This is a genomic window from Nonomuraea sp. B5E05, from assembly GCF_039880665.1.
GTDB lineage: Bacteria > Actinomycetota > Actinomycetes > Streptosporangiales > Streptosporangiaceae > Nonomuraea.
The window spans coordinates 20,637-43,486 of record NZ_JBDPMJ010000021.1 but is presented as its reverse complement, the minus strand read 5'-3'; the positions used below and the strand labels follow the sequence as shown (position 1 = coordinate 43,486).

At 70.3% G+C, this 22,850-nt stretch carries 18 protein-coding genes; 11 read left to right on the top strand and 7 right to left on the bottom strand.

Annotated features, from left to right (window positions below):
• Window positions 1–134: 134 nt before the first annotated feature.
• Together ABGB01_RS32340 and ABGB01_RS32335 are read left to right on the top strand one after the other, a co-directional pair.
• Complete coding sequence (locus tag ABGB01_RS32340) at window positions 135–770, top strand: Gfo/Idh/MocA family oxidoreductase (protein WP_347777293.1); 636 nt, start codon at window positions 135–137, stop codon at window positions 768–770.
• Window positions 767–1,873: a zinc-binding dehydrogenase gene (locus ABGB01_RS32335; RefSeq protein WP_347777291.1), complete on the top strand. Its 1,107-nt coding sequence runs from the start codon at window positions 767–769 to the stop codon at window positions 1,871–1,873. Before ABGB01_RS32340 ends, ABGB01_RS32335 begins: the two co-directional genes overlap by 4 nt.
• A 1,181-nt stretch (window positions 1,874–3,054) precedes the next feature.
• Here ABGB01_RS32335 and ABGB01_RS32330 read toward each other — a convergent pair.
• Window positions 3,055–3,840, bottom strand: coding sequence for a sugar phosphate isomerase/epimerase family protein (locus ABGB01_RS32330; protein WP_347777289.1), 786 nt, complete (start codon window positions 3,838–3,840; stop codon window positions 3,055–3,057).
• Complete coding sequence (locus tag ABGB01_RS32325) at window positions 3,837–4,871, bottom strand: zinc-binding alcohol dehydrogenase (protein ID WP_347777287.1); 1,035 nt, start codon at window positions 4,869–4,871, stop codon at window positions 3,837–3,839. Before ABGB01_RS32325 ends, ABGB01_RS32330 begins: the two co-directional genes overlap by 4 nt.
• A gap of 392 nt (window positions 4,872–5,263) precedes the next feature.
• Here ABGB01_RS32325 and ABGB01_RS32320 point away from each other — a divergent pair, with 392 nt between their 5' ends.
• On the top strand, window positions 5,264–6,436 hold the full coding sequence (locus ABGB01_RS32320; protein WP_347777286.1) for an ROK family transcriptional regulator: 1,173 nt from the start codon (window positions 5,264–5,266) through the stop codon (window positions 6,434–6,436).
• Window positions 6,437–6,440: 4 nt separating this feature from the next.
• Here the strand turns inward: ABGB01_RS32320 and ABGB01_RS32315 are convergent, their stop codons facing one another.
• On the bottom strand, window positions 6,441–7,190 hold the full coding sequence (locus ABGB01_RS32315) for a helical backbone metal receptor (RefSeq protein WP_347777285.1): 750 nt from the start codon (window positions 7,188–7,190) through the stop codon (window positions 6,441–6,443).
• A gap of 67 nt (window positions 7,191–7,257) precedes the next feature.
• Between ABGB01_RS32315 and ABGB01_RS32310 the strand changes: the two genes are divergently transcribed.
• Complete coding sequence (locus ABGB01_RS32310; RefSeq protein ID WP_347777284.1) at window positions 7,258–8,169, top strand: TIGR03619 family F420-dependent LLM class oxidoreductase; 912 nt, start codon at window positions 7,258–7,260, stop codon at window positions 8,167–8,169.
• Here the strand turns inward: ABGB01_RS32310 and tpx are convergent.
• On the bottom strand, window positions 8,139–8,639 hold the full coding sequence (gene tpx / locus ABGB01_RS32305; RefSeq protein WP_347621715.1) for a thiol peroxidase: 501 nt from the start codon (window positions 8,637–8,639) through the stop codon (window positions 8,139–8,141). The two genes, ABGB01_RS32310 and tpx, sit on opposite strands and share 31 nt — an antisense overlap.
• Window positions 8,640–8,831: 192 nt before the next feature.
• A complete protein-coding gene (gene icmF / locus ABGB01_RS32300; RefSeq protein WP_347777283.1) occupies window positions 8,832–12,044 on the bottom strand; it encodes a fused isobutyryl-CoA mutase/GTPase IcmF in 3,213 nt (1,070 codons plus the stop codon).
• Between the two features lie 104 nt (window positions 12,045–12,148).
• Between icmF and ABGB01_RS32295 the strand changes: the two genes are divergently transcribed.
• Entirely contained in the window at window positions 12,149–13,198 is a 1,050-nt protein-coding gene (locus tag ABGB01_RS32295) for a glucose 1-dehydrogenase (protein WP_347777282.1), read from the top strand.
• A gap of 26 nt (window positions 13,199–13,224) precedes the next feature.
• Here ABGB01_RS32295 and ABGB01_RS32290 read toward each other — a convergent pair whose 3' ends face one another.
• The gene (locus ABGB01_RS32290) at window positions 13,225–14,076 is read right to left on the bottom strand and encodes a CHAP domain-containing protein (RefSeq protein WP_347777281.1); all 852 of its coding nucleotides are present in this window, start codon (window positions 14,074–14,076) and stop codon (window positions 13,225–13,227) included.
• A gap of 228 nt (window positions 14,077–14,304) precedes the next feature.
• Entirely contained in the window at window positions 14,305–15,075 is a 771-nt protein-coding gene (locus tag ABGB01_RS32285; RefSeq protein WP_347643733.1) for a protein phosphatase 2C domain-containing protein, read from the bottom strand.
• Between the two features lie 76 nt (window positions 15,076–15,151).
• On the opposite strand from ABGB01_RS32285, the gene ABGB01_RS32280 reads away from it, so the two are divergent.
• The 6 genes from ABGB01_RS32280 (at window position 15,152) to ABGB01_RS32255 (ending at window position 22,815) form a co-directional block, all read left to right on the top strand.
• Window positions 15,152–17,113, top strand: a complete 1,962-nt coding sequence (locus ABGB01_RS32280) for an N-6 DNA methylase (protein WP_347777280.1) — start codon at window positions 15,152–15,154, stop codon at window positions 17,111–17,113.
• Between the two features lie 221 nt (window positions 17,114–17,334).
• Window positions 17,335–18,225, top strand: a complete 891-nt coding sequence (locus ABGB01_RS32275) for a serine/threonine-protein kinase (protein WP_347777279.1) — start codon at window positions 17,335–17,337, stop codon at window positions 18,223–18,225.
• Window positions 18,226–18,390: 165 nt separating this feature from the next.
• Window positions 18,391–19,689, top strand: a complete 1,299-nt coding sequence (locus tag ABGB01_RS32270; RefSeq protein ID WP_347777278.1) for an ABC transporter substrate-binding protein — start codon at window positions 18,391–18,393, stop codon at window positions 19,687–19,689.
• On the top strand, window positions 19,686–20,648 hold the full coding sequence (locus ABGB01_RS32265; RefSeq protein ID WP_347777277.1) for a sugar ABC transporter permease: 963 nt from the start codon (window positions 19,686–19,688) through the stop codon (window positions 20,646–20,648). Before ABGB01_RS32270 ends, ABGB01_RS32265 begins: the two co-directional genes overlap by 4 nt.
• Window positions 20,645–21,448, top strand: a complete 804-nt coding sequence (locus ABGB01_RS32260; protein ID WP_347777276.1) for a carbohydrate ABC transporter permease — start codon at window positions 20,645–20,647, stop codon at window positions 21,446–21,448. Before ABGB01_RS32265 ends, ABGB01_RS32260 begins: the two co-directional genes overlap by 4 nt.
• The gene (locus ABGB01_RS32255) at window positions 21,445–22,815 is read left to right on the top strand and encodes a GH1 family beta-glucosidase (protein ID WP_347777275.1); all 1,371 of its coding nucleotides are present in this window, start codon (window positions 21,445–21,447) and stop codon (window positions 22,813–22,815) included. The genes ABGB01_RS32260 and ABGB01_RS32255 overlap by 4 nt, the downstream gene beginning before the upstream one ends.
• Window positions 22,816–22,850: the final 35 nt, after the last annotated feature.

Genomic DNA, 22,850 nt, shown 5'->3' with positions numbered 1-22,850 from the left:
GCGTGCCGCCTTTCGCGCACGGAACCCCGGAATTCGATGTTTTGTCGTGTGATATCCCAATCTTTGTGGAGAAGCCGCTTTCCTTGGATCTCCTCACCGCGGAGAACATCTCCTCGGAAATCGACAGACGATCCTTGCCGTCCGCTGTCGGGCACCACTGGCGTTACCTCTACATCGTCGAGCAGGCGCGCGACCTGCTGGCCGGCCGCCCCGTACGCCTCGCACTCGGCCACTGGCTCGACAAGGTCCCCCCGGTCGGCTGGTGGCTGAATGCCGGCATGTCCGGCGGCCAGATCGTCGAGCAGGCCGTGCACGTGCTCGACCTGGCCCGCCTCCTGGTGGGCGAGGTGACGATGGTGCACGCCGTACCCGCCGAGAACAACGGGGCGGCGGAGCACGGCGAGGTCGACCGGGCCACTGCGGCGGTGATGCGGTTCGCCGGCGGCGCGGCCGGGCTGCTGGCCACCTCCTGCCTGCTCACCCACAAGCACCGGGTCGGGCTGGAGGTGTGCGCCGAGCGCATCGCCCTGGAGGTCAGCGAGACCCGGCTGCTGATCGACGGCCGGCGCGTCATCGAGGACGACGGGCAGGCGAAGACGCGGGTCGACCGGGAGTTCGTCAACGCCGTGCAGGGCAGGCAGGCGGATGTGCGGGTGCCGTACCGCGAGGCCCTGCGCACGCATCGCCTCGCCCTCGCCCTGGCCCGCTCGGCCTCCGAGCGCGCTCCCGTGTTCCTCGAACCGAGCGACATCCTTGAGGTGACGCCATGAGCAGCACCCTCGTCAGCATCGAAGGCCCGGGCGAGGTTCGCCTGGTCGAGGAGAAGCTGCCCGACGTGCCAGAGGGCGGGTTCATGGTGGAGACCGTGTACAGCGGCGTGTCCGCCGGCACCGAGCTGACCTACGTCAAGGGCACCAACCCCTACCTGCACTCCAGCTGGGACCCGGCGCTGGGACTGTTCACGGAGGGCGTGCCGTCGGTGGCCTACCCGGTGCGCGGCATCGGCTACATGCAGGTCGGACGCGTGGTCGAGGCGCGCACCCGGGCGGTGACCCCAGGGACGCTGGTCGCGATGTGTTACGGGCACCGCACCGCGTACGTGGCCGACCCGTTGACCGACAGGTTCGTCCCGGTGCCGGACGACCTGGACCCGCTGCTCGGCATCTACGTCGCCCACATGGGCCCGATCTGCGCCAACGGCCTGCTGCACGCGGCCCACGACCTGCACGGCCCGGCCGTCGGGGAGCTCGGCGACGGCGTGCGCGGGCGGCGGGTCGCGGTGGTTGGCGCCGGCGTGGTCGGGCTGCTGACCGCGAGTTTCGCACTGTCCTCCGGCGCGGCCGAGGTCGTGGTCGTGGACGAGACCCCGCAGCGGCTGGCGGTCGCGCAGGCGCTCGGCGCGAACGTGCTGGCCGCCGGCGACGACCCGGCGGTGGTGCTGAAACGCCGCTGGCGGCACGGCCAGAACGACCGCGGCGCAGACGTGGTGTTCCAGTGCCGCGGCCAGTGCCGGGCGCTGGCCCTGGGGCTCAGGCTGCTGCGCCCGCAGGGCACGCTGGTGGACCTGGCCTTCTACACGCAGGGGGCGCACGAGGTGCGGCTCGGCGAGGAGTTCCACCACAACGGGCTGTCGCTGCGCTGCGCCCAGATCGGCCGGGTGCCGCGCGGCCTGGCGCACGCCTGGGACAGGGAACGCCTCTCGCACGAGACGGTCCTCCTGCTCAGGGAGCGCGGCCGGCTGCTACACGACCACGTGATCACTGACGTCGCCGGCTTCGCCGAGGCTCCCCGGCTGCTCTCCGACCTCGCCGCCCGCCGCAGGCAGGCCCTCCAGGCCGTGCTCCGCCACGACGTCGAGGATGAGAGCCGCTGACCAGCTGAAGTCGCGGCAACCGTGGCCGCGCAGCGTGAACGGGTCGAAGTATTCGCGGAACCCGGCGCTGGACACCGCGCCGATCATCCCTTCGGCGAGCGGCGCCGCCAGGTCGGGGCGGCGGTCCTTGAGGCCCTGCCAGACGAGCCAGGCCAGGTTGATCCAGCTCGGGCCGCGCCAGTAGCGGGCGGTGTCGAACTCGGGTGCGGCCGGCGAGTAGCTGGGCAGCACCCCGTCCTTGAGCGCGAACCGGTCGAGCGCGGTGCCGATCAGCGTGTTGACGATCTCGCGCGGCAGGCCGGGCAGCAGGAGCGGGGTCAGCCCGGCGGCGCTGCTGGAGCGGATCAGGCAGCCCGTCCGCACGTCGCGGGCATGGAAGAGGCCGTCGTCGTAGAGGTGCTCGACCATGGCGGAGGTGACCGCGGCCGCCTCGCGCTCGTGGGGCGCGGGGTCGAGCCCGCACGCCTCGGCGATCTCGGCGAGGGTGGACTCGGCGACGCCGTACGCGGCGTTGAACAGCGGATCCTCGACCTGGAACGCGCCGGGGTCGCGGTAGCCGGAGTCACGGTAGGCGCGGGCCAGCGCGACGTACCGCTCGTAGTCGCGGTCGGTGGGCCGCTCGTCGGCGCTGACGGCGTCGAGGTCCCTGCGGACGAAACCGGCGGTGCCCGGCTCGACCGCCTGGAGCGGCAGGTCCCAGGCCGGGCTGTTGTCCATGCCCGACTCCCAGGGATGCACGATCGAGACCAGGCCTTCGGGCGACCGTCTGGCGGCGCGCAGGAACTCCTGCTGCGCCACGAGCCGCGGGTAGATCCGGCGCAGGAACGCCACGTCCGGCTCGGCCAGGTGCACCTTCCACACCGCCAGCGCGTGGACCGGCGGCTGGACTAGGCCGGAGGTCGCGGAGCCTGACGGAGCGCGCGAGCCCCAGAACCCGGGGCCGGGGAAGTAGGCGCCGTCCGGCACCGCGGGGTTGAACACGATGTGCGGCACCCTGCCGTCACGCCACTGCGCCCCGAACAACGACAACAGCTCCGAGCGGGCCCTGCGCGGCGACCAGCGGGCGTTGCCGATGGCGACGAAGGCGGAGTCCCAGCTCCACTGGTGCGGGTACAGGCGGCGGGAGGGGATCGTGTAGCTGCCGTCCCAGTTGCTCACCAGGACGCGCACGGCCGCGCGGATCACAGGTATTTCCTGACGAAGGCCGCGGTCTGGGGAAGAACGATCTCGGGCTCGCCGCGCAGCCGGCATTCGAGCGCGAGATAGCCGTCGAAGCCGACGGCGTCGAGCGAGGCCAGTTGCGCACCCCAGTCGATGTGGCCGGTGCCCGGCTGGTTCCTGTTGGACTCGCTGATCTGCATGTGCGCGATGTAGGGGGAGGCCTCGGCCAGCGAGCGGCAGGGGTCGTCCTCCTCGATGTTCATGTGGTAGGTGTCGCCGACGATCCTGATCGTCTCCATCGAGCAGTAGGAGACCGCCTCGGCCAGGGTGTTGACCATGTGGTTCTCGTAGCGGTTGAGCGGCTCCAGCATGATCAGCACGCCGTTGCGCTGCGCGTGCTCGCCGAGGATGCCGAGTGCCTCGGTCAGCACCTCGCGGTCCTCGGCGGCGCTGCGCGGCGGCTCGAAGGGCGGCAGTCTGCGCGAGAACTGGCCCCAGGAGGCGGGGGTCATGACGCCGATGCCGCCCAGCTCGCCGATCACCGTGAGCTGCGACCTGAGCTGCTGGATGGCGTCCTTGCGCTTGGCCGGGTCGAAGTCGCCGATGAAGTGCGGCATGTCCACGCACACGGTCGGCATGACCACGCCGTCGGCCAGCGCCCGCTTGAGCTCGGTCAGACGGCCCGCGAAGTGGAAATCGCCCTTGCCTCGCAGCTCGATGGCGTCGAACCCGGCGTCGACCGCGAACGCGTACTTCTCCTGGAGCGTGCGGCCGGGAAGAAGCTGCTCCTGTACGGCGAGCTTCACTGTGCCTCCTCAAAGTCGAAGACGAGCTGGAGCACCTCTGACGGGTGCTTGTCGAGCAGGTCGTAGGCCTCGGCGGCCCGCTCGGCGGGGACGACGTGCGTGACGAGGTCACGCGCCTCGACCTCGCCGCGGTGCACGAGCTCCATGAACGTGCGCTGCAGGCGTTCGACGTCCCACCGGTGCGCCAGCCACGAGGCGACACCGCCGATCTGGGAGGAGACGAGCTGCACCTGGTTGTGGTGGAACTCCTCGCCCAGTCGCAGCCCCATGCCGTCGCCCTGGTAGAAGCCCGCGGCCACGACCCGGCCGCCCTTGCGCACGGTCCTGATCGCCTCCTGCAGGCCCTGGTGGGTGCCGCTGAGCTCGATGGCGGTGTCGGCGCCCTCGACGCGCTTGCGCATGAACTCGGCGACCGACCCCGAGGTGACGTCGAACGTCTCGGCCGCGCCGAACGCCCTGGCCAGCTCGAGCCGGTCGGCGATGGCGTCGGCGGCCACCACCCTGGCGCCGCTCAGCACGGCCAGGCGGGTGGCGAGCAGCCCGATGACGCCCTGGCCGAAGATCGCGACCTGGTCGCCGAGGTGCACGTCGGCGGCGTGCACGGCGTTGAGCGCGATGGCCCCCACCCGGGCGAGGACAGCACCCAGCGGGTCGGCGCCGGGCGGCAGCACGTGGCCGACGAGCCTGCCGGCCGGGACGACGGCTTCGGCGCGGTGGCCCCAGATGCCCCAGACGAGGCTGCCGACAGGCGGATCGGCGACGTCGGGCGCCGCCTCCACCACCTCGCCGACCTCCTGGTAGCCCCAGCCGGACAGCGGGTAGGCATGCGTCCGGCCGTCGACGAAGAGCCGGCGCTCGGTGTCCCACTTGCGGCTGAGGTAGGGGTTGGTGCCTCGATAGGCGGTGAGTTCGGTGCCCGCCGAAACCCCGGAGTAGATGGTGCGTACGCGCACGGAGCCCGGCGCGAGATCGGCGGGTGGCTCCAGATTGACGCGGACTTGGCCTGGCTCTTCAAAGGTGATGACGCGCATTCCCCACACTTACGCTTTATGATCAAACAAAAGTCAAAGATTTAGTCGTTGTTTGCACACCCTAGTTGCGCTCGTAACAGTCGTAAGTCTACGACTTCGAGCTGGAGGTGGCTGATGAAATTGGGGTCTCTGGCAACGTGTCTTGCGGAAAGCGACCTTACCGACATCGCTCGAACAGCGACAGCGCAAGGCTTCGAGGCCCTCGACGTGGCGGGCCGGTGGCCTTCTGATGACCGAAATAACATCAGAGTAGATCGTTACGATGACGCCGAATGTGATCGAGTCAGGCGTGTCTTCGCGGAGACCGGACCGGCGCTTTCCTCGATCGCCCGCTACGAGAACAATTCGCACCCTCCGCGAGGGGCGCAGGTGAACGCCCGGCGCCGCGGCCCATGCTGACGGCAGGGCAGATCCTCCAGCTCATCCGCCAGGGCACCTGCCGGACGCGCAGAGAACTGATCGAGCACACCGGCCTGTCCCGCTCGACGATCACCGACCGGGTCGACCGGCTCATCGACGCCGGCTACATCCACGAGTCGGGGGTGGCCGTGTCCGGGGGCGGGCGGCCGCCCTCGGTGCTCGCCGTGGACGCCGCCAGGCGGCTGATGCTGGTGGCCGATCTGGGCGCCGCCCACGTCAGGGTGGCGCTGACCGACCTGGCGGCCAGGTCGCTGGCCGAGGAGCGCACCGCGATGCGCATCGAGCTCGGGCCCGAGGCCGTGCTGTCGTGGGTGCGGCAGGCGTTCCGGCGCCTGCTCGACAGGGCCGGGCGGGCGCCGGGCGAGGTGTGCGGGATCGGCCTGGACGTGCCGGGCTCGGTGGACCACGGCACCGGCCGGCTGATCGGGTCGTTCCTGATGCCGGGATGGGACGATCACCCGGTCGGGGAGGCCTTCGGCGCGGCCTACGACGTGCCGGTCATGGTCGAGAACGACGCCGACGCGATGGCGCTGGGCGAGTGGTGGTCGACGTGGCGGGACACGAAGTCCCTGGTCCTCGTCAAGGTGTCGACCGGGATAGGCACCGGCATCGTACTCAACGGGTCGATATATCGCGGCGTTGAGGACGCCGCCGGAAACCTTGGGCATGTGCGGCTGCACGAGACCGACGACCGCGTCTGCACCTGCGGCTCGCGCGGCTGCGTGGCCTCGCTGGCCAGCGGCCACGCCGTGGCCGCCGACCTGGGCCACGCGTCCAGCCGCGACGTCGTCCGCCTCGTCCAGGCGGGCGATCCCGCGGCCATCGCGCGCACCCAGGAGGCCGGGCGCACGCTGGGCCTCGTGCTGGCCACGGCGGTCAGCCTGCTCAACCCGGGCGTGCTGGTGCTGGCCGGCGACATGGCCGACACCAGGGAGCACTACCTGACGGGCATCAGGGAGGTCGTCCACCGGCGCAGCCTGCCGTACACGACCGCGAACCTGGAGATCGTCACCACGTCGCTGGGCGAGCGGGCGGGAATCGTCGGGATGGCGGTCATCGTCATGCAGCACGTGCTCTCCACCTCCGCCGTGGACGCCACGATCGGCGTCCACGGGCCCGCCGGCCAGGGTCGCACGACGGGCTGACCGGTCAGCCCAGGGCGCGGCGGAGCAGGGCGGGCGCCTGCACGAGCGACGGGCCGTACCACGTGAGCAGACGGCCGCTGACCAGGGCGCAGGTGAGCCCGGGGAAGGCCTCGGGCCCGTCGGTCTCGGAGAACGCGTACGGCTCGTCCGGCAGCACCACCAGGTCGGGCCCGCACCCGGCCAGCTCGGACAGCGGGATCTTGGGATAGCGCTCGGCGTGGCCCGCGTAGAGGTTGTCCACGCCGAGGCGCCGCAGCACGTCACCGGTGAACGTGTCGCGTCCCACCACCATCCACGGCCGCCGCCAGATCGGCACGATCGCCGTGCGCCGCGGGCCCTCGGCGGGCGCGCGCCACGCCCGCTCCGCCGCGTCCAGCCACCCGGGCCGGTCGGTACGGCACGCGTGGGCGAACATCCGGCCCAGGGAGGCGAAGGCCTCGTCCAGGGTCTCGATCCTCGTCACCCAGACGGGGACGCCCGCCGCGCGCAGCGCCTCGATGTCGGGCGGGCGGTTCTCCTCGGCGTTGGCCAGCACCACGTCGGGTCGCAACGATCTGATCGCGTCGAGGTCGGGGTTCTTCGTGCCCCTGACCCTGGCCACGTCGAGGTCGGCCGGATGCGTGCACCAGTCGGTCGCCCCTGCCAGCGCCTCGGGCACGGTGGCCGCCACCGACTCGGTCAGCGACGGCACCAGCGACACGATCCGTCGTACGGTCTCCGGAACCCTCACCTGCACACCGGTGTCGTCTTCCACAACACGAGCCTAAAGCGATGCGGACCCGTAGAATCCACGCCATGCGCGGCCTGGGCGGGAAGACCTGATGGACGTCGGGCTGGCCGTGCCGCAATACGGCAGGTTCGCCGCGCTGTCCAGCGTGTTGCGGGTGGCGCGGGAGGCCGAGTCGATGGGGTTCGCCGGCCTGTGGGCGGGCGACCGGCTGCTGACGCCGCTGCGGCCCAAAGACCGCTATCCGGGTGGCGACGGCCGGATCCCCGAGGCGCACCGGGTGTTCCTCGACCCGTTCGCGGTGCTCGCGGTGGCGGCCTCGGCGACCTCCGCCATCCGGCTGGGCACCAGCGCGCTCAACGCCTGCTGGTATCCCCCGGTGGTGCTGGCCCGCTCGCTCACCACGATCGACCATCTCAGCGGCGGCCGGCTGGACGTCGGCCTGGGGCTCGGCTGGTCGTCCGACGAGTACGCCGCCGCCGGCGTGCCCTGGCGGGACCGGGCGAGCCGCTATGACGCCACGCTCGACGCGCTGGAGGCGATCTGGCGTGACGATCCCGTGTCGTTCGAGCACGAGCCGTGGACGATCGTGCCCAGCCACATCGAGCCCAAGCCGGCCCGCCGCCCGCCGATCTACCTGGGCGGTTTCGCCGCACCCGCGCTGCGCCGCATCGGCCGCAGGGCCGACGGCTGGCTGACGGCCTCGCTGCCGATCCCGATGCTCACCGCGATGTGGCGGACGGTGTGCGAGACGGCGGAGCGGGCCGGGCGTGACCCCGGCGCGCTCCGCATGGTGTTGCGGACCAACCCCGAGATCACGGAGACCGGCAGGCCGCCGTGGAGCGGCACGGTCGCCCAGATCTGCGACTATCTCGCCGCCGCGGCGGAGGCCGGGGTCCACGCGGTGATCATCGACCTCCAGCACACCGCCACGGGCGACGAGCACCTAATGGAGCTGGCCGCGGAGTTCATGGCTCACTTGAGAGCGGCCAGCGCACCCTCGTAGTCGGGCTCCTGCGTGATCTCCGGCACCAGCTGGGAGTAGACCACCTTGTTGTCGCCGTCGAGCACGACGACCGCGCGCGCGGCCAGCCCGGCCAGCGGCCCCGACTCCTGCGCGACACCGTAGTCGGCCAGGAACTCGCGGCCCCGCATGAGCGAGAGCGTGGTCACCTTGTCGAGCCCTTCGGAACCGCAGAACCGCTTCTGCGCGAACGGCAGGTCGGCGGAGATGCAGAGCACGGCCACGCCGGGGTGCTCGGCCGCCACCTGGTTGAAGCGGCGCACCGAGGCCGCGCACACGCCGGTGTCGAGGCTCGGGAAGATGTTGAGCACCTTGGTCTGCCCGCCGAAGTCGGCGAGCGTGCGCTCACTCAGGTCGTCGCCGACCAGGCGGAACGCGGGCGCGCTGTCGCCCGGCTTGGGGAAGGAGCCGCCTACGGTGATGGGGTTGCCCTTGAACGTGACGTCGGACATGAGTGCCTCCTGGTAGCGATGTTCGATTCACTGGATATCAGGTTGTGCCGGAAATCCACGAACCAGGGGGTCAGGCTCACCCGTGGCGGGCGGCGTGCCAGCCGAGTCGCACGCGCGTGCGTACGCCCGCGAGGTCGGGTAGGTCATCCGCCGGCGAGAACGCGCCCTGACGGAATCCCGCCAGCGGACCTTTCAGACGTTGCGGCGGTACTGGCCTCCGGCCTCGAACAGCGCGTCCGTGATCTGGCCGAGCGAGCAGGCGCGGGCCGCGTCCATCAGCACCTCGAACGCGTTCTCCTCCGACATCGCCGCCTCACGGAGCCGGGCGAGCTGGGCGGGCGCCTCCGAGCGGTTGCGCTCGTGGAAGGCGCGCAGGCGGTCGAGCTGCGACTGCTTCTCCTCCTCCGTGCCCCTGGCCAGCTCCAGCTTGTGCGGGTCGGAGTCCTCGCCGTGCGCGCCGTTGCGGAAGGTGTTGACGCCGACGATGGGCAACGAGCCGTCGTGCTTGCGCATCTCGTACAACATCGACTCGTCCTGGATCTTGCCGCGCTGGTAGCCGGTCTCCATCGCGCCCAGCACGCCGCCCCGGTCCGACAGGCGCTCGAACTCGCCGAGCACCGCCTCCTCCACCAGGTCGGTGAGCTCGTCGATGATGAACGAACCCTGCAGCGGGTTCTCGTTCCTGGCCAGGCCCCACTCCTTGTTGATGATGAGCTGGATCGCCATGGCCCGGCGCACCGAGTCGGCCGACGGCGTGGTCACGGCCTCGTCGAAGGCGTTGGTGTGCAGGCTGTTGCAGTTGTCGTAGACGGCGATCAGCGCCTGGAGCGTGGTGCGGATGTCGTTGAAGTTCATCTCCTGCGCGTGCAGGGACCGTCCCGAGGTCTGGATGTGGTACTTCAGCTTCTGCGAGCGCTCGCCGGCGCCGTACCTCTCCCGCATGGCCACCGCCCAGATGCGGCGGGCCACCCGCCCGAGCACGCTGTACTCGGGGTCCATGCCATTGGAGAAGAAGAACGACAGGTTGGGGGCGAAGTCGTCGATCTTCATGCCCCTGGCCAGGTACGCCTCCACGTACGTGAAGCCGTTGGCCAGGGTGAAGGCCAGCTGGCTGATGGGGTTGGCCCCGGCCTCGGCGATGTGGTAGCCGGAGATCGAGACCGAGTAGAAGTTGCGCACGCCGTTGCGGATGAACCACTCCTGGATGTCGGCCATCATCCGCAGCGAGAACTCCGTGGAGAAGATGCAGGTGTTCTGCCCCTGGTCCTCCTTGAGGATGTCGGCCTGGACGGTGCCCCTGACCGTGGCCAGGGTGCGGGCGCGCAGGTCGCGGTCCTCCTGCTCGCCGGGGTCGCGGCCGTGCTCGGCCCGGAACCGGTCGCGGGCCTGGTCGATGGCGGCGTTGAGATAGAAGGCGAGGATCGTGGGAGCCGGCCCGTTGATCGTCATGGACACCGACGTGTTGGGCGCGGCCAGGTCGAAGCCGTCGTAGAGCACCTTCATGTCGTCGAGCGTCGCGATGGAGACGCCCGAGGTGCCGACCTTTCCGTAGATGTCGGGCCGCAGGTCGGGGTCGTGGCCGTACAACGTGACCGAGTCGAACGCGGTGGACAGCCGGGTCGCGGGCTGGCCCTCCGACAGCAGCTTGAAGCGCCTGTTGGTGCGGAACGGGTCGCCCTCACCGGCGAACATCCTGGTCGGATCCTCGTCGGCGCGCTTGAACGGGAACACCCCGGCGGTGAAGGGGAACATGCCCGGCAGATTCTCGCCGCGCAGGAACCGCAGCAGGTCGCCGTGGTCGGTGTAGCGGGGCAGGGCGACTCTGGGAACGCGGTTGCCGGAGAGCGTCTCGCGCCAGAGCGGGGTGTGGATCTCGCGGTCGCGGATCTTCACCACCAGCTCGTCGGCGGTGTAGCGCTCCTTGACGGCGGGCCAGGCGTCGAGCAGCGCCCGGCTCTCGTCGCTGAGCTCCCGCTCGGCCTGGGCTTCGAGCTCGGCCAGCCGCCCGTCGCCCTCCTCCAGCAGCGACCGTACGGCGGCGAGCTGCTGGCGGCGGCGGGCCACCTCCGCCTGGGCGAGGGTCTCGGCGTGGTACGCGCGCACGGTCTCCGCGATCTCGGCCAGGTAGCGCGCCCTGGCGGGCGGGACGATGGCGGCCGAGGCCCTGGAGGTGCGCTCGGACACCCGGGGCAGCAGCCCGGCGCCGGCGCCGGGCAGCAGGAGCGGCTTGAGGTGCTGGTAGAGGGCCGTCACGCCGCTGTCGTTGTAGCGGGCGGCGATGGTGCCGAAGACCGGCATCTCGTCCGGGGACACCCCGAACGCCTCGCGGTTGCGTACGAGCTGGCGGCGCACGTCACGCAGGGCGTCCTCCGCGCCGCGCCGCTCGTACTTGTTGATCACCACGGCCTCGGCGAAGTCGAGCATGTCGATCTTCTCCAGCTGGGAGGCCGCGCCGAACTCGGGCGTCATCACGTAGATGGGCACGTCGACGTGCGGGACGATGCCGGCGTCGCCCTGGCCGATGCCGGGCGTCTCCACGATCACCAGGTCGTGACCGGCCGCGCGGCAGGCGGTGATCACGTCGTCGAGGCAGGCGGGCACCTCGTTGGCGGCGCCGCGGGTGGCCAGGGAACGGAAGTAGGTCTGGGGTCCCAGGCTGTTCATCCTGATGCGGTCGCCGAGCAGCGCGCCGCCGCCGCGCCTGCGGGTGGGGTCGATGGCGATGATCGCGATGCGCAGCTTGTCGTCGTTGTCGACGCGGAACCTGCGGACGAGCTCGTCGGTCAGCGAGGACTTCCCCGAGCCGCCCGTGCCCGTGATGCCGAGCACCGGCGCCCTCGCGTCGCCCTCCTTCGACCCCGCGGCCCGCAGGCCCTCCATCAGGTCGGCGGGGGCGCGCCCGGACTCCACGAGCGTGATCGCCCGGGCCAGGGCAGCCTGGTCGCCGGAGACCACGGCCTCCACCGAGGGCGGGTCGTCCAGCTCGACGTCGCACTCCTCGATCAGCTTGTTGATCATCCCGGGCAGTCCGTAGCGCTGGCCGTCCTCGGGCGAGAAGATGCGGGCGACGCCGCGCGAGTGCAGCAGCTCGATCTCCTCGGGGACGATCACTCCTCCGCCGCCTCCGTACACCCTGACGTGGCCCGCGCCGCGTTCGCGCAGCAGTTCCACCAGGTAGGAGAAGAACTCCACGTGCCCGCCCTGGTACGAGCTGATCGCCACGCCCTGGGCGTCCTCCTGGATGGCGGCCGTGACGATCTCGTCGACCGACCGGTTGTGCCCGAGATGGATGACCTCGGCCCCCTGTGACTGGAGGATGCGTCGCATGATGTTGATCGCCGCGTCATGGCCGTCGAACAGGGCCGCGGCGGTCACGAAACGGACTGGGTGTACCGGGACGTGCACGCCTGTTCACTCCTTCGTGAGGGTGTCACCTCCGAAGATACTAGGACGTCCTACTATTTCCCAAGCCCGTCCGGGGTAGGGGCCCGCTGGAGGAGGTGAGCGCGATGCGTGCACTGACGTTCGCACCGGGCAAACAGGGGACACTCGGCGTCGAGGAACTACCCGAACCCCAGCCCGGCCAGGGCGAGTTGCTCGTCCAAGGGCTGGCCCTGGGCATCTGCGGGACGGACCGCGAACTGGCCGCCGCCGAATACGGCTGGCCGCCGCCGGGCAGGCAACGCATGGTCATCGGGCACGAGTCGCTGGGCCGGGTGCTCCAGTCGCCCCAAGGATCCGCCTTCTCACCCGGAGACCTGGTGGTGGGCGTGGTACGCCGCCCCGACCCCGTGCCCTGCGGGGCCTGCGAGCGGGGCGAGTTCGACATGTGCCGCAACGGCCGCTACACCGAGCGGGGCATCAAAGACCTCGACGGGTACGCCAGCGAGCGCTGGGTCGTCGAAGCCGGCTACGCCGTGCGCCTCGACCCCTCGCTGGAGAGCGTCGGCATGCTGGTCGAACCCACCTCCGTGGTCGCCAAGGCGTGGGAGCAGATCGAGCGCATCGGGTCGCGGTCCTGGTTCGAGCCACGCACGCTGCTCGTGACCGGCGCGGGGCCGATCGGGCTGCTGGCCGCGCTCCTCGGCCGCCAGCGAGGGCTCGAGGTGCACGTGCTCGACCGCGCCCCCAAAGGGCTCAAGTCCAGCCTGGTGGAGGACCTGGGCGGCACCTACCACTCGGGCACGGGGCTGGAGCCGTTCGCCGATGCGAAGCCGGACATCATCATCGAGTGCACGGGCGTGGGGCAACTCGTCATCGACGCCATGCGCACCACCGCCGCCACGGGCATCGTCTGCCTGTGCGGCCTCACCTCTGGAGGGCGTACGCACCGGGTGGACGCCGGGGTGATCAACCGGGACATCGTGCTGGAGAACGACGTGATCTTCGGTACGGTCAACGGCAACCTGCGCCACTTCAGGGATGCGGCGGCGGCGCTGGCCCAGGCGGACATCGCGTGGCTGGAGCGGCTGATCACCCGGCGGCTGCCGCTGGAGCGCGCCCTGGAGGCCTTCGAGCCGAGCCACGACGTCAAGGCCGTCATCGACCTCCCGTCCTAGCGCCCCCTTACCGGAAGGACGTGCGGTCAGCGGGGTTCGTACGGGCGGCGCCGGGTGGGCGTGGCCCGGCCGGTGGCCTGGTGCGCCGGGCCGGCGGGGACGCGGATCCTCGCAGGGCCGGCGGACTGCTCGGGGGCCGGGTGGCGCTGGGCGGGGCCGGGCTGGGCGGCGGCCCGTGCCTTCTCCCGGACCTTCGGAGATCGCGTACCGGAGGAGGTCTTGGCGGGACGGTGGGTGGTTGGCGCGTTCCAGGGCCAGGTGAAGCGGCGGTGGGTGCCGCGGCGGCGGCCGGTCACGCGCAGCGTGAGCACGATCGTGGTGAGCACCATCGCGGCGAGCAGCGCGAGCGGGGTGCCTAAGACGTCCAGCGGCGAGCCGTTGCCCGTCTCCGGTCGCGGCGCGTACACGAACGGCCGCTCGGTCGACCGGATCTCGTCGAGCCGCTCGGCGTTCGCCTTGACTAATCGCGGGACGCCGTAGCCGACGACCTTGTCCGTCTCGCGGGTCTTGCGCTTGAGCCACTCGCGGTCGACGTTGGCCTCGATCGTGTGGATCTTCTTGCCGGCGACGCGCTCCACGACGCCCACATGGTCGACACCCTTGTAACTCTTGCCGCCGCGCCAGTCGAAGAAGACCAGCGCTCCCGGCTCGGGCTTCCGCGTCCACGCGTCCTGCTTGATGAACCAGGCCGCGTGGGAGGGTGTCCACGCGAATTGGCCCACGTATTCGCTGAGGCCGGCCTTGTCCGCGGCCCAGGCGAGGAACATGTCGCACCATGGCGCGTTGCGATACTGGGTGTCTTGGACGCGATCCGCATACCACTGACCGAACTTGGTGACCTGGCCGCTCTTCTCCCTGTAGCCGAGTTCCTGCCGCACCGTCTTCAGTAGCTCGTCCGCGATCGGGTCCAGGGTGACACCTCCCAGATAACCGACAAATCACGATGGACTGTAATAGCGTCATCGCGCATACGCGTGCGTCACTGCGAAAGTGTCTTGCTATGAGGCGAAATTTGGCGCTGTGGCTGTAGGGACATCAGCACACCGACGAAGCTCATCTGACCAGACGAGACTCCTGCGGCTCGTGGGGTCTGGCCGGTGCGAAGATCAGGAACCTGCGCCCACACGGTAGACGCTCACCTCTCCGGCGCCCGGCGCGACGACGTCGGCCACGATCACGGTCACGTTGTCGGGTGAGCCGCCCTCGTTGGCCAGATCTATCAACCGCTGGACGGCCGCACCAGGGTCTGCCACCGTGGTCAGCACCTCGTGCAGGACCTCGGGCCCGAGCACGGTCGTGAGACCGTCGGAGCAGAGGAGGTAGCGATCGTCAGGCTCGGCTTCGCGCAGCGCCATGTCCGGCTCCGCCCTGCCCTCGCTGCCCAGCACCCGCAGCACCATCGAGCGCCTGGGGTGCACGGCCGCCTGGTCCTCCGTTATCCGCCCTTCGTCCACCATCGACTGCACAAGTGTGTGATCCTTGGTCATCTGGTAGAGAGCGCCGTCGCGAAGCAGATATCCGCGGGAGTCACCAAGATGAGCAAGGGCGAACCGGTAGCCGTCCCACAACATGGCGGTCACCGTGGTCCCCATCCCCCTGCGCGCGGGGTCGATGTCGGCCAGCTCGACCAGCCTGCGGGCCGCCTCGTGCACGGCGCCTTCCAGCGCCGCCTCCAGGTCGGCGCCGCTCTCGGGAAGCGTGGCATCCAGCTCCCGCATGACGGCGATCGCCGCCGAACTCGCCAGCTCGCCGGCGGCGTGCCCACCCATCCCGTCAGCCACCACGAGCAACCGGCCACTCGCATAGCCGGAATCTTCGTTCTGCTCCCTGCGGCGGCCCACGTCTGATCCGGCGGCATAGCGGATGTTGTGCTTCATACCCTGCAGTAAATCATTGGTTGAAAGACTTCACAAGCAGATGCGCTGAAGACTCTTGTGAACTACTGTGGGCCCCATGAGCCACGACCCGACCGTCAACGCCGGGGACATCGCCCGGCTCGCCGGTGTCGGGCGTGCCGCGGTGAGCAACTGGCGCCGCCGCCACGACGACTTCCCCCACCCCGTCGGGGGCACCGCCAACCAGCCGCTGTTCTCGCTGCGGCAGGTCGAGTCCTGGCTGCGTCGCTACGGGAAGTCCTACCAGGTCTCCCTGGGTGATCGGGTGTGGCAACGCCTGAAAGCCGCCGGCGATTTGCGACTGGGCGAGCTGGTGGCCCAGGCCGGGGTGCTCCTGACCCGCCATGCGCAGGCCCTCGCCTCCTCTCCCGCCCCAGGAAACTACGCCGTCGACGGGCCCGGCCAGGACGGCGAGCGGCCTCACGCCGGCGACGGCGCCCCCCACGCCGCCGGGGGCGACCCCGGCGTCGAGCGCGCCGCCGAGGGCGCCAGGGCGGTCGACGAGCCGGTCGGGCTCGACCCGGAGCTGGCCGAGCTGATCCTGGAGCTGGCCGGGCAGCACGGCCCGCTGACCGCGTACGAGTTCCTGTGTGAGCGCTACCTCGAAGCGCATTCCAGGCAGCTCTCCGTCACCCGCGACGACGTGGCCGAGCTGATGGTCCGGCTCGTCAGCCCGGACGGCGCCACCATCCTCGACCCTGCCTGCGGCGTCGGGACGCTGCTGCTCGCCCCCGCACGCTCGGTTCATGGCCAGGACGGCGGTGAGCGCAGGATGCCCGCCAGGATGCTGGGCCAGGAGCTGAGCGAGACGTCGGCGGCCATCACCGCCTCCCGGCTCCGGCTGCGCGGCATCGAGGCCACGGTCGCGGCGGGCGACTCCATGCGCCACGACGGGTTCGCCGGCGAGCGAGCCGACGCGGTGGTGTGCGACCCGCCGTTCAACGAACGTGCCTGGGGCTACGAGGAGCTGACCGGCGACCCGCGCTGGGAGCATGGCCTGCCGCCGCGCGGCGAGCCCGAGCTGGCATGGGTGCAGCACTGCCTCACCCACGTCAAACCGCGCGGCCTGGTCGCCATCCTCATGCCCCCGGCGGCCGCCAGCCGCAAGGCCGGCCGCCGCATCCGCGCCAACCTGCTGCGCGCGGGCGCGCTGCGGGCTGTCGTGGCGCTGCCCGGCTCCGACCTGTGGCTGCTGCGCCGCCCCGCGGCGGGCGAGCGGCCGCCGTCCGACGTGCTGATCCTCGACGCCACAGCCGACCTGTCGCTGGTCGAGCCGGCCTGGCAGGCCTACCTGGAGGACCGTTCCGACCAGACCGTACGCATCATCGACCTGCTGGCCGACGAGGTCGACATGACCCCGGCCCGCCACCAGCGGCGTGACGACGTCGGGCGGGCGTTCGCCGAGGCCCGCGACCGGTTCCTGGCGGCCGCCGCCGTGCCGCCCGACCTCAAGGTCCTGGAGCAGCCGCTCGACCAGCCCGCCACCACGCTGGGCGACCTGATCAAGGAGGGCCTGGTGACCTCCGCGCAGGCCCCGCCCAAGATGGCCGCGGACGGCGGCGACATCCCGGTGCTGACCACCGACGACGTGCTCAACGGCACCTCGCCGTCCGGGCTCACCAGCACGCAGCAGGGGCTGGTCGCGATCCGCCCCGGCGACGTGGTGGCCTCCTATTCGGCGGTGCGGGTGATGGCCGACGACGGCGCGGTGCTGGGGCCCCACCTGACCCTCTACCGCGTCGACGCCGGGCGGCTCGACCCCGACTTCCTCGCCGGTTTCCTGCGGGCCGCGGGCGGCCGGGTGACGACCGGCTCCAGCAGGTTCGACGTGCGCCGCACCCGGCTGCCGCGCCTGTCGCTGCGGGATCAGCAGGCCTACGGCGCGGCGTTCCGGCAACTCGCCGTGCTGGAGGACGCCCTGCGCGAGACCGCCGTCCTGGGACAGACGCTCATCAGGCTGGGCCTCGACGGGCTCGCCGACGGCCACCTGCACCCGCCCGCTCATGGCCTCACTCCGTGAGGCGGGCACGTGCTCATGGCCTCACTCCGTTCGGCGGGCTCGGTCGCCAGACGCCGCCGCCTTCCCCCGCTCTGGTCGCTCCGCTCCCGCCACTCCTCCAGGCGACGGCACTCCCTCGCGGCCCCGCTCTGGCCGCTGCGCTCCCGCCGCTCCTCCGTTCGACGGCACTCCTCGCCGTCCTGACGGTGTAGTTTTTTCCCGAAAAGGCGGCAGGAGGGCGAATGGTCATCGGCGACCGCTATGAGCTCGACGACCTTCCCCTAGGGCAGGGCGGCATGGGCGCGGTCTACGCGGGCCACGACCGCCACCTCGATCGCCGGGTCGCGGTGAAGCTGCTCAGGTTGCCCAGCGGGCCCGACGAGGAGCTGGAGCGCAGGTTCATCCGCGAGGCCCGCATCCTGGCCAGGCTGGAGCACCCCGGCGCCCCCGTGCTGTACGACTTCGGCGCCCACGATCAGCGGCTCTACCAGGTGATGCAGTTCATCGAGGGCGTCACGGTGGCCGACGTGGTCAGCGAGCACGGTCCGCTGCCCGTGCCGTGGGCGGCGGCGATCGCGGCCCAGGCGTGCGCGGTGTTGTCGGCGGCCCACGCGCTGTCGATCTGCCATCGCGACCTCAAGCCGACGAACCTCATGCTCTGCCCCGACGGCAGCGTGAAGGTGCTGGACTTCGGGCTGGCCATGCTCCGTGACGCGGACGTCACCACGTTCACGAGGATCGGCCAGATCCTGGGCACGCCGGCGTACATGGCGCCCGAGCAGATCCAGCACGGCGTCGCCGAGCCGCGCAGCGACCTCTACTCGCTCGGCTGCGTCCTGCACGAGATGCTTGCCGGACGCCAGCTCTTCACCGGTCCCACCGACTACGTGGTCTTCGAGAAGCAGGTCAAGGAGCGTCCGCCCGCCCTGCCCGGGCTGCCGGGAGAGCTGGGCGCGCTGCTGGCGCAACTGCTGGAGAAGAAGCCGGACGACCGGCCGGCGGACGCCGACGAGCTGTACGAGCGGCTCGACCCGTTCGCCGTCGGCCTGCCGATGTTGCCCGGGTTCCTGACCAGGGCGCCGAGCCCCGGCCGGATGTACGCCCGGATGGCCGGCCGCGTACTCAGCGACTGATCAGCCCCCGCACGACGCCTGCCGGACATCTGCCCGGCTCGTGAGAACGCTCTCTTCATAACGCCGATTGTTATGCGAGATCCGTTGACAGAGCCGCACAGACGCCTGGAATCTCTTGAGAGAGCGCTCTCTCCACCCTTCAGCACCTACCCAGGAGGGTTTCCGATGACCCCTCGTATCCGGCGGATCGGCCTGTCGTTGCTCGCCGCGTCCGCGCTCACCCTGGCGGCCGCGTGCGGCGGCGGCGGTGGCGGGGACTCCGCCGCAGAGGCGAGCGCCGACCCCGGCGAGAAGATCAAGCTGACCGTCGACCTCTTCGGCGACTTCGGGTTCAAACCTCTCTACGAGGAATACAAGAGGGCGCATCCCGACATCGAGATCGTCGAGAACGTCACGCAGTTCAACGACCACCACAACAACCTGGTCAAGCGGCTGGCCACGAACGCGGGCGCGGGCGACGTCACGGCCGTCGAGGTCGGCTACATCAGCACCTTCACCGCGCAGCCCGCGAAGTTCACCGACCTCAAGCAGTTCGGGCTCGACAAGCGGCAGGCCGACTACCTCGACTGGAAGTGGCAGCAGGGCCTGAGCAAGGACGGCTCGCAGGTGCTCGGGCTCGGCACCGACGTGGGCGGTTTGGCCATGTGCTACCGCAAGGACCTGTTCGAGAAGGCGGGCCTGCCGAGCGACCGCGAGGAGGTGGCGGCGCTCTGGCCGACGTGGGACGAGTACATCGCGACCGGCAAGAAGTTCGCCGCGGCCGACGTGGCCGGCGCGAAGTTCGTCGACTCCCCCGGTGAGATCTTCCGCGCCATGGTCAACCAGGCCCCCGTCGGCCTGTACGACGCCCAGGACCAGATCATCGTGGACTCGAACCCCGACGTGAAGAAGGCCTGGGACCTGTCGAACCAGCTCACCCAGGAAGGCCTGACCGCGAAGCTGGCGGCCTTCTCCCCGCCGTGGAACACCGGCTTCGCCAAGGGCTCGTTCGCCACGATCATCTGCCCGGCCTGGATGACGGGCTTCATCCAGGAGCAGGCCAAGGACGCCTCCGGCAAGTGGGACATCGCGACCGTGCCCGGCGGCTCGGGCAACAGCGGCGGCTCGCACCTGATGGTGCCGAAGCAGAGCAAGCACCCGAAGGAGGCGGCCGAGCTGATCGACTTCCTCACCTCCAAGGAGAACCAGGCCAAGGTGTTCAAGGAGGAGGGCACGTTCCCCTCGATCCCGGCGCTCTACGACGACCCCGAGATCCAGAACTTCACCAAGCCGTTCTTCGGCGACGCCCCCATCGGCAAGATCTACTCCGACGCGGCCAAGGCGCTCAAGCCGCAGCACCTCGGCCCCAAGGAGGCTGACGTCCGGGTCGCCATCGGCAACGGGCTCGGCCGGGTGGAGCAGGGCAAGCAGACGCCGGACGAGGCGTGGGCGCAGGTGCTCGAGGACGTCAAGAAGATCAAATGAGCACTCTTCCCCTCGCGGTCACGCGACGGCGCGGGCAGGGCGTGCGGCACACCCTCGACGTGAGGGTGTCGCCGTACGCCTACGTGGCGCCGTTCTTCCTGCTGTTCTGCGCGTTCGGGCTGTTCCCGCTCATCTACACGGCCTGGGTGAGCCTGCACGAGTGGACGTTGTTGTCGGAGACCCAGACGTTCGTCGGGCTGGACAACTTCGCGACGTTGCTCGCCGACGACTACTTCTGGAACGCCACATTCAACACGCTCTCGATCGGCGTGTTGTCGACGGTGCCGCAACTCGCGCTGGCCATCTGGCTGGCGCACCTGCTCAACCGGCGGCTGCGGTTCCAGACGTTGTTCCGGGTCTCGCTGCTGCTGCCCAACGTCACGAGCGTGGTGGCGGTGGTGGTGATCTTCAGCCAGCTCTTCGGCCGCGACTTCGGCATGATCAACTGGGTCCTGTCGTGGTTCGGGGTCGGCAGCATCGACTGGGCGGCGGGCACCGCGAGCTCGCACGTCGCCCTCTCGGTGATGATCATGTGGCGCTGGACCGGCTACAACGCGCTGATCTTCCTGGCCGCCATGCAGGCCGTGCCGCGCGAGCTGTACGAGGCCGCCACCCTCGACGGGGCTGGCAACTTCACGCAGCTGCGCAGAATCACCATCCCGATGATCCGGCCGACGATGATCTTCGTGGTCATCGTCTCCACGATCGGCGCCATGCAGATCATCGCCGAGCCCATGTTGTTCGGCCAGAGCAGCGGCGGCGGGGGCGGCATCGCCACCGGCGGGCCAGACCGGCAGTTCCAGACCCTGGCGCTCTTCGTCTACGAGCAGGGCTTCGCGAACTCGACGTTCGACTTCGGCTACGCCTCGGCAGCGTCCTGGCTGATGTTCCTGGCCGTGGTGATCGTGGCCGGAATCAACTTCCTGATCACCCGCAGGTCGAAGGGAGGGCTGGTGTGAGGCTGCGCTATCTGACCCTGACCGCGGTCGCCTTCTTCTCGGCGTTCCCGCTCTACTACAGCGTCGTGGTGGCCTCCCGGCACAACTCGGCCCTGGCCGAGGTGCCGCCGCCGCTGCTGCCCGGCGGCAACTTCTTCGCCAACATCGCCAGGGTCTTCGACACCGTCCCCTTCGGGCTCGCGCTGCTCAACTCCATCATCGTGGCCGGATCGATCTCCATCGCGGTGATGTTCTTCTCGACTCTGGCCGGGTTCGCCTTCGCCAAGCTCAGGTTCCGGGGCAAGAACGCCATGCTGGTGATCACCGTGGCGACCATGATGGTCCCGGCGCAGCTCGGCATCATCCCGCTCTACATGCTCATGGTGAAGCTGGAGTGGACCGGCACCAACTACGCGCTGATCGTGCCGGCGCTGGTCAACGCGTTCGGCGTGTTCTTCATGACGCAGTACCTCTCGCGCGCCCTGCCCACCGAACTGCTGGAGGCCGGGCGGGTGGACGGGTGCACGACGTGGGGCCTGTTCTGGCACGTCGTGTTGCCGGCGGCCCGGCCCGCGGCGGCCGTGCTCGGCATGCTGACCTTCATGTCGGCCTGGAACGACTATTTCTGGCCGCTGGTCGTGCTGAGCCCGGACAACCCGACGGTCCAGGTCGCCCTGTCGACGCTGGCCAGCGGATACGTCAACGACTACGTGCTGGGCCTGGCCGGAACGGCGATCGGCACGCTGCCGCTCGTTGCCGTCTTCGCCCTGTTCGGCAAGCAAATCATCGGCGGAATCATGCAAGGAGCTGTGAAGGGATGATTTTTCCCGAGGACTTCGTCTGGGGAGCCGCCACGGCCTCGTACCAGATCGAGGGGGCGGTCAAGGAGGACGGGCGGGGACAGTCGATCTGGGACACCTTCTCCCACACCCCCGGCAACGTGGCGGACGGCGACACCGGCGACGTGGCGTGCGACCACTATCACCGTTACCGGGACGACGTCGGGCTGATGCGCGAGCTGAGGCTGGCGGCCTACCGGTTCTCGATCGCCTGGCCGCGCATCCAGCCCGACGGCGCGGGGCCGATCAACCCGCGCGGCCTGGCGTTCTACGACAAGCTCGTCGATGAACTACTAGCCGCCGAAATTTCGCCCTACGTCACGCTTTATCACTGGGATCTCCCCCAAACCCTCGAAGAACGCGGCGGCTGGACCCACCGCGACACGGCCTACCGGTTCGCCGACTACGCCCAGGCCGTACACGACCGGCTCGGCGACCGCGTCAACGACTGGGCGACGCTGAACGAGCCCTGGGTGGCGGCGTTCCTCGGCTACGGCAACGGCCTGCACGCCCCGGGCCGCCGCCTCCCGGCCGACGCCATGCGCGCCGCGCACCACCTGCTGCTCGGCCACGGGCTGGCCGCGCGGCGGCTGCGCTCCGGAGGCGCGCCGAGCATCATGCTGGTGGTCAACTCGGCGCCGGTGCTCACCCCCGCCCAGGTCAACAACCCCTCCGCGGTGCCGGACGCGGCGGACGCGGCCGTCGCCCACCGCATCCACACGCTGCTGACCCGGCAGTTCCTGGACCCGGCGGTGTACGGGACGTACCCCCAGGAGGTGCTGGACGCGGCGGCCCGCAACGGCGGGACCGGCCACATCCAGGACGGCGACCTCGCGCTCATCAACGCGCCGATCGACCTGGTGGGCATCAACTACTACAACCCGTGCGTGGTCGAGGCGGGCCCAGGGCTGCCCGCGGACGCCGCGTGGCCGGGCTCGGAGAACGTCAGGTTCGCCGCGGCGGACGCGCCGACGACCGCGATGGGCTGGCCCATCGTGCCGGACGGCCTGTCCAGGCTGCTCGTACGCCTCTCGCGGGACTACCCGCAGGTCGGCCTGATGGTCACGGAGAACGGCGCGGCCTTCGAGGACGTCGTGGAGGACGGGCGCGTGCACGACGACGAGCGGGTGGCATACCTGGACGGGCACCTGCGCGAGGTGCACCGGGCCATCGAGGCGGGCGCGGACCTGCGCGGATATCTGGTCTGGTCGCTGCTCGACAACTTCGAGTGGGCGGAGGGCTACCGGCGGCGTTTCGGCATCGTCCATGTGGACTATGGGACACAAACCAGGACGCCCAAGGACAGCGCCCTCTGGTACAGGGACGTGATCAGCCGAAACGGCCTGTAGATTTTTTCCATGCTCTCCCTCCTGCCGGTCCAGCC

Bases quoted from the DNA above. Each gene is read 5' to 3' on its own strand.
- ABGB01_RS32335 (WP_347777291.1), top strand. From the start codon at position 767: ATGAGCAGCACCCTCGTCAGCATCGAAGGCCCGGGCGAGGTTCGCCTG.
- ABGB01_RS32325 (WP_347777287.1), bottom strand. From the start codon at position 4,871: ATGCGCGTCATCACCTTTGAAGAGCCAGGCCAAGTCCGCGTCAATCTG.
- ABGB01_RS32320 (WP_347777286.1), top strand. From the start codon at position 5,264: ATGCTGACGGCAGGGCAGATCCTCCAGCTCATCCGCCAGGGCACCTGC.
- ABGB01_RS32310 (WP_347777284.1), top strand. From the start codon at position 7,258: ATGGACGTCGGGCTGGCCGTGCCGCAATACGGCAGGTTCGCCGCGCTG.
- tpx (WP_347621715.1), bottom strand. From the start codon at position 8,639: ATGTCCGACGTCACGTTCAAGGGCAACCCCATCACCGTAGGCGGCTCC.
- ABGB01_RS32295 (WP_347777282.1), top strand. From the start codon at position 12,149: ATGCGTGCACTGACGTTCGCACCGGGCAAACAGGGGACACTCGGCGTC.
- ABGB01_RS32285 (WP_347643733.1), bottom strand. From the start codon at position 15,075: ATGAAGCACAACATCCGCTATGCCGCCGGATCAGACGTGGGCCGCCGC.
- ABGB01_RS32280 (WP_347777280.1), top strand. From the start codon at position 15,152: ATGAGCCACGACCCGACCGTCAACGCCGGGGACATCGCCCGGCTCGCC.
- ABGB01_RS32275 (WP_347777279.1), top strand. From the start codon at position 17,335: ATGGTCATCGGCGACCGCTATGAGCTCGACGACCTTCCCCTAGGGCAG.
- ABGB01_RS32270 (WP_347777278.1), top strand. From the start codon at position 18,391: ATGACCCCTCGTATCCGGCGGATCGGCCTGTCGTTGCTCGCCGCGTCC.
- ABGB01_RS32265 (WP_347777277.1), top strand. From the start codon at position 19,686: ATGAGCACTCTTCCCCTCGCGGTCACGCGACGGCGCGGGCAGGGCGTG.
- ABGB01_RS32255 (WP_347777275.1), top strand. From the start codon at position 21,445: ATGATTTTTCCCGAGGACTTCGTCTGGGGAGCCGCCACGGCCTCGTAC.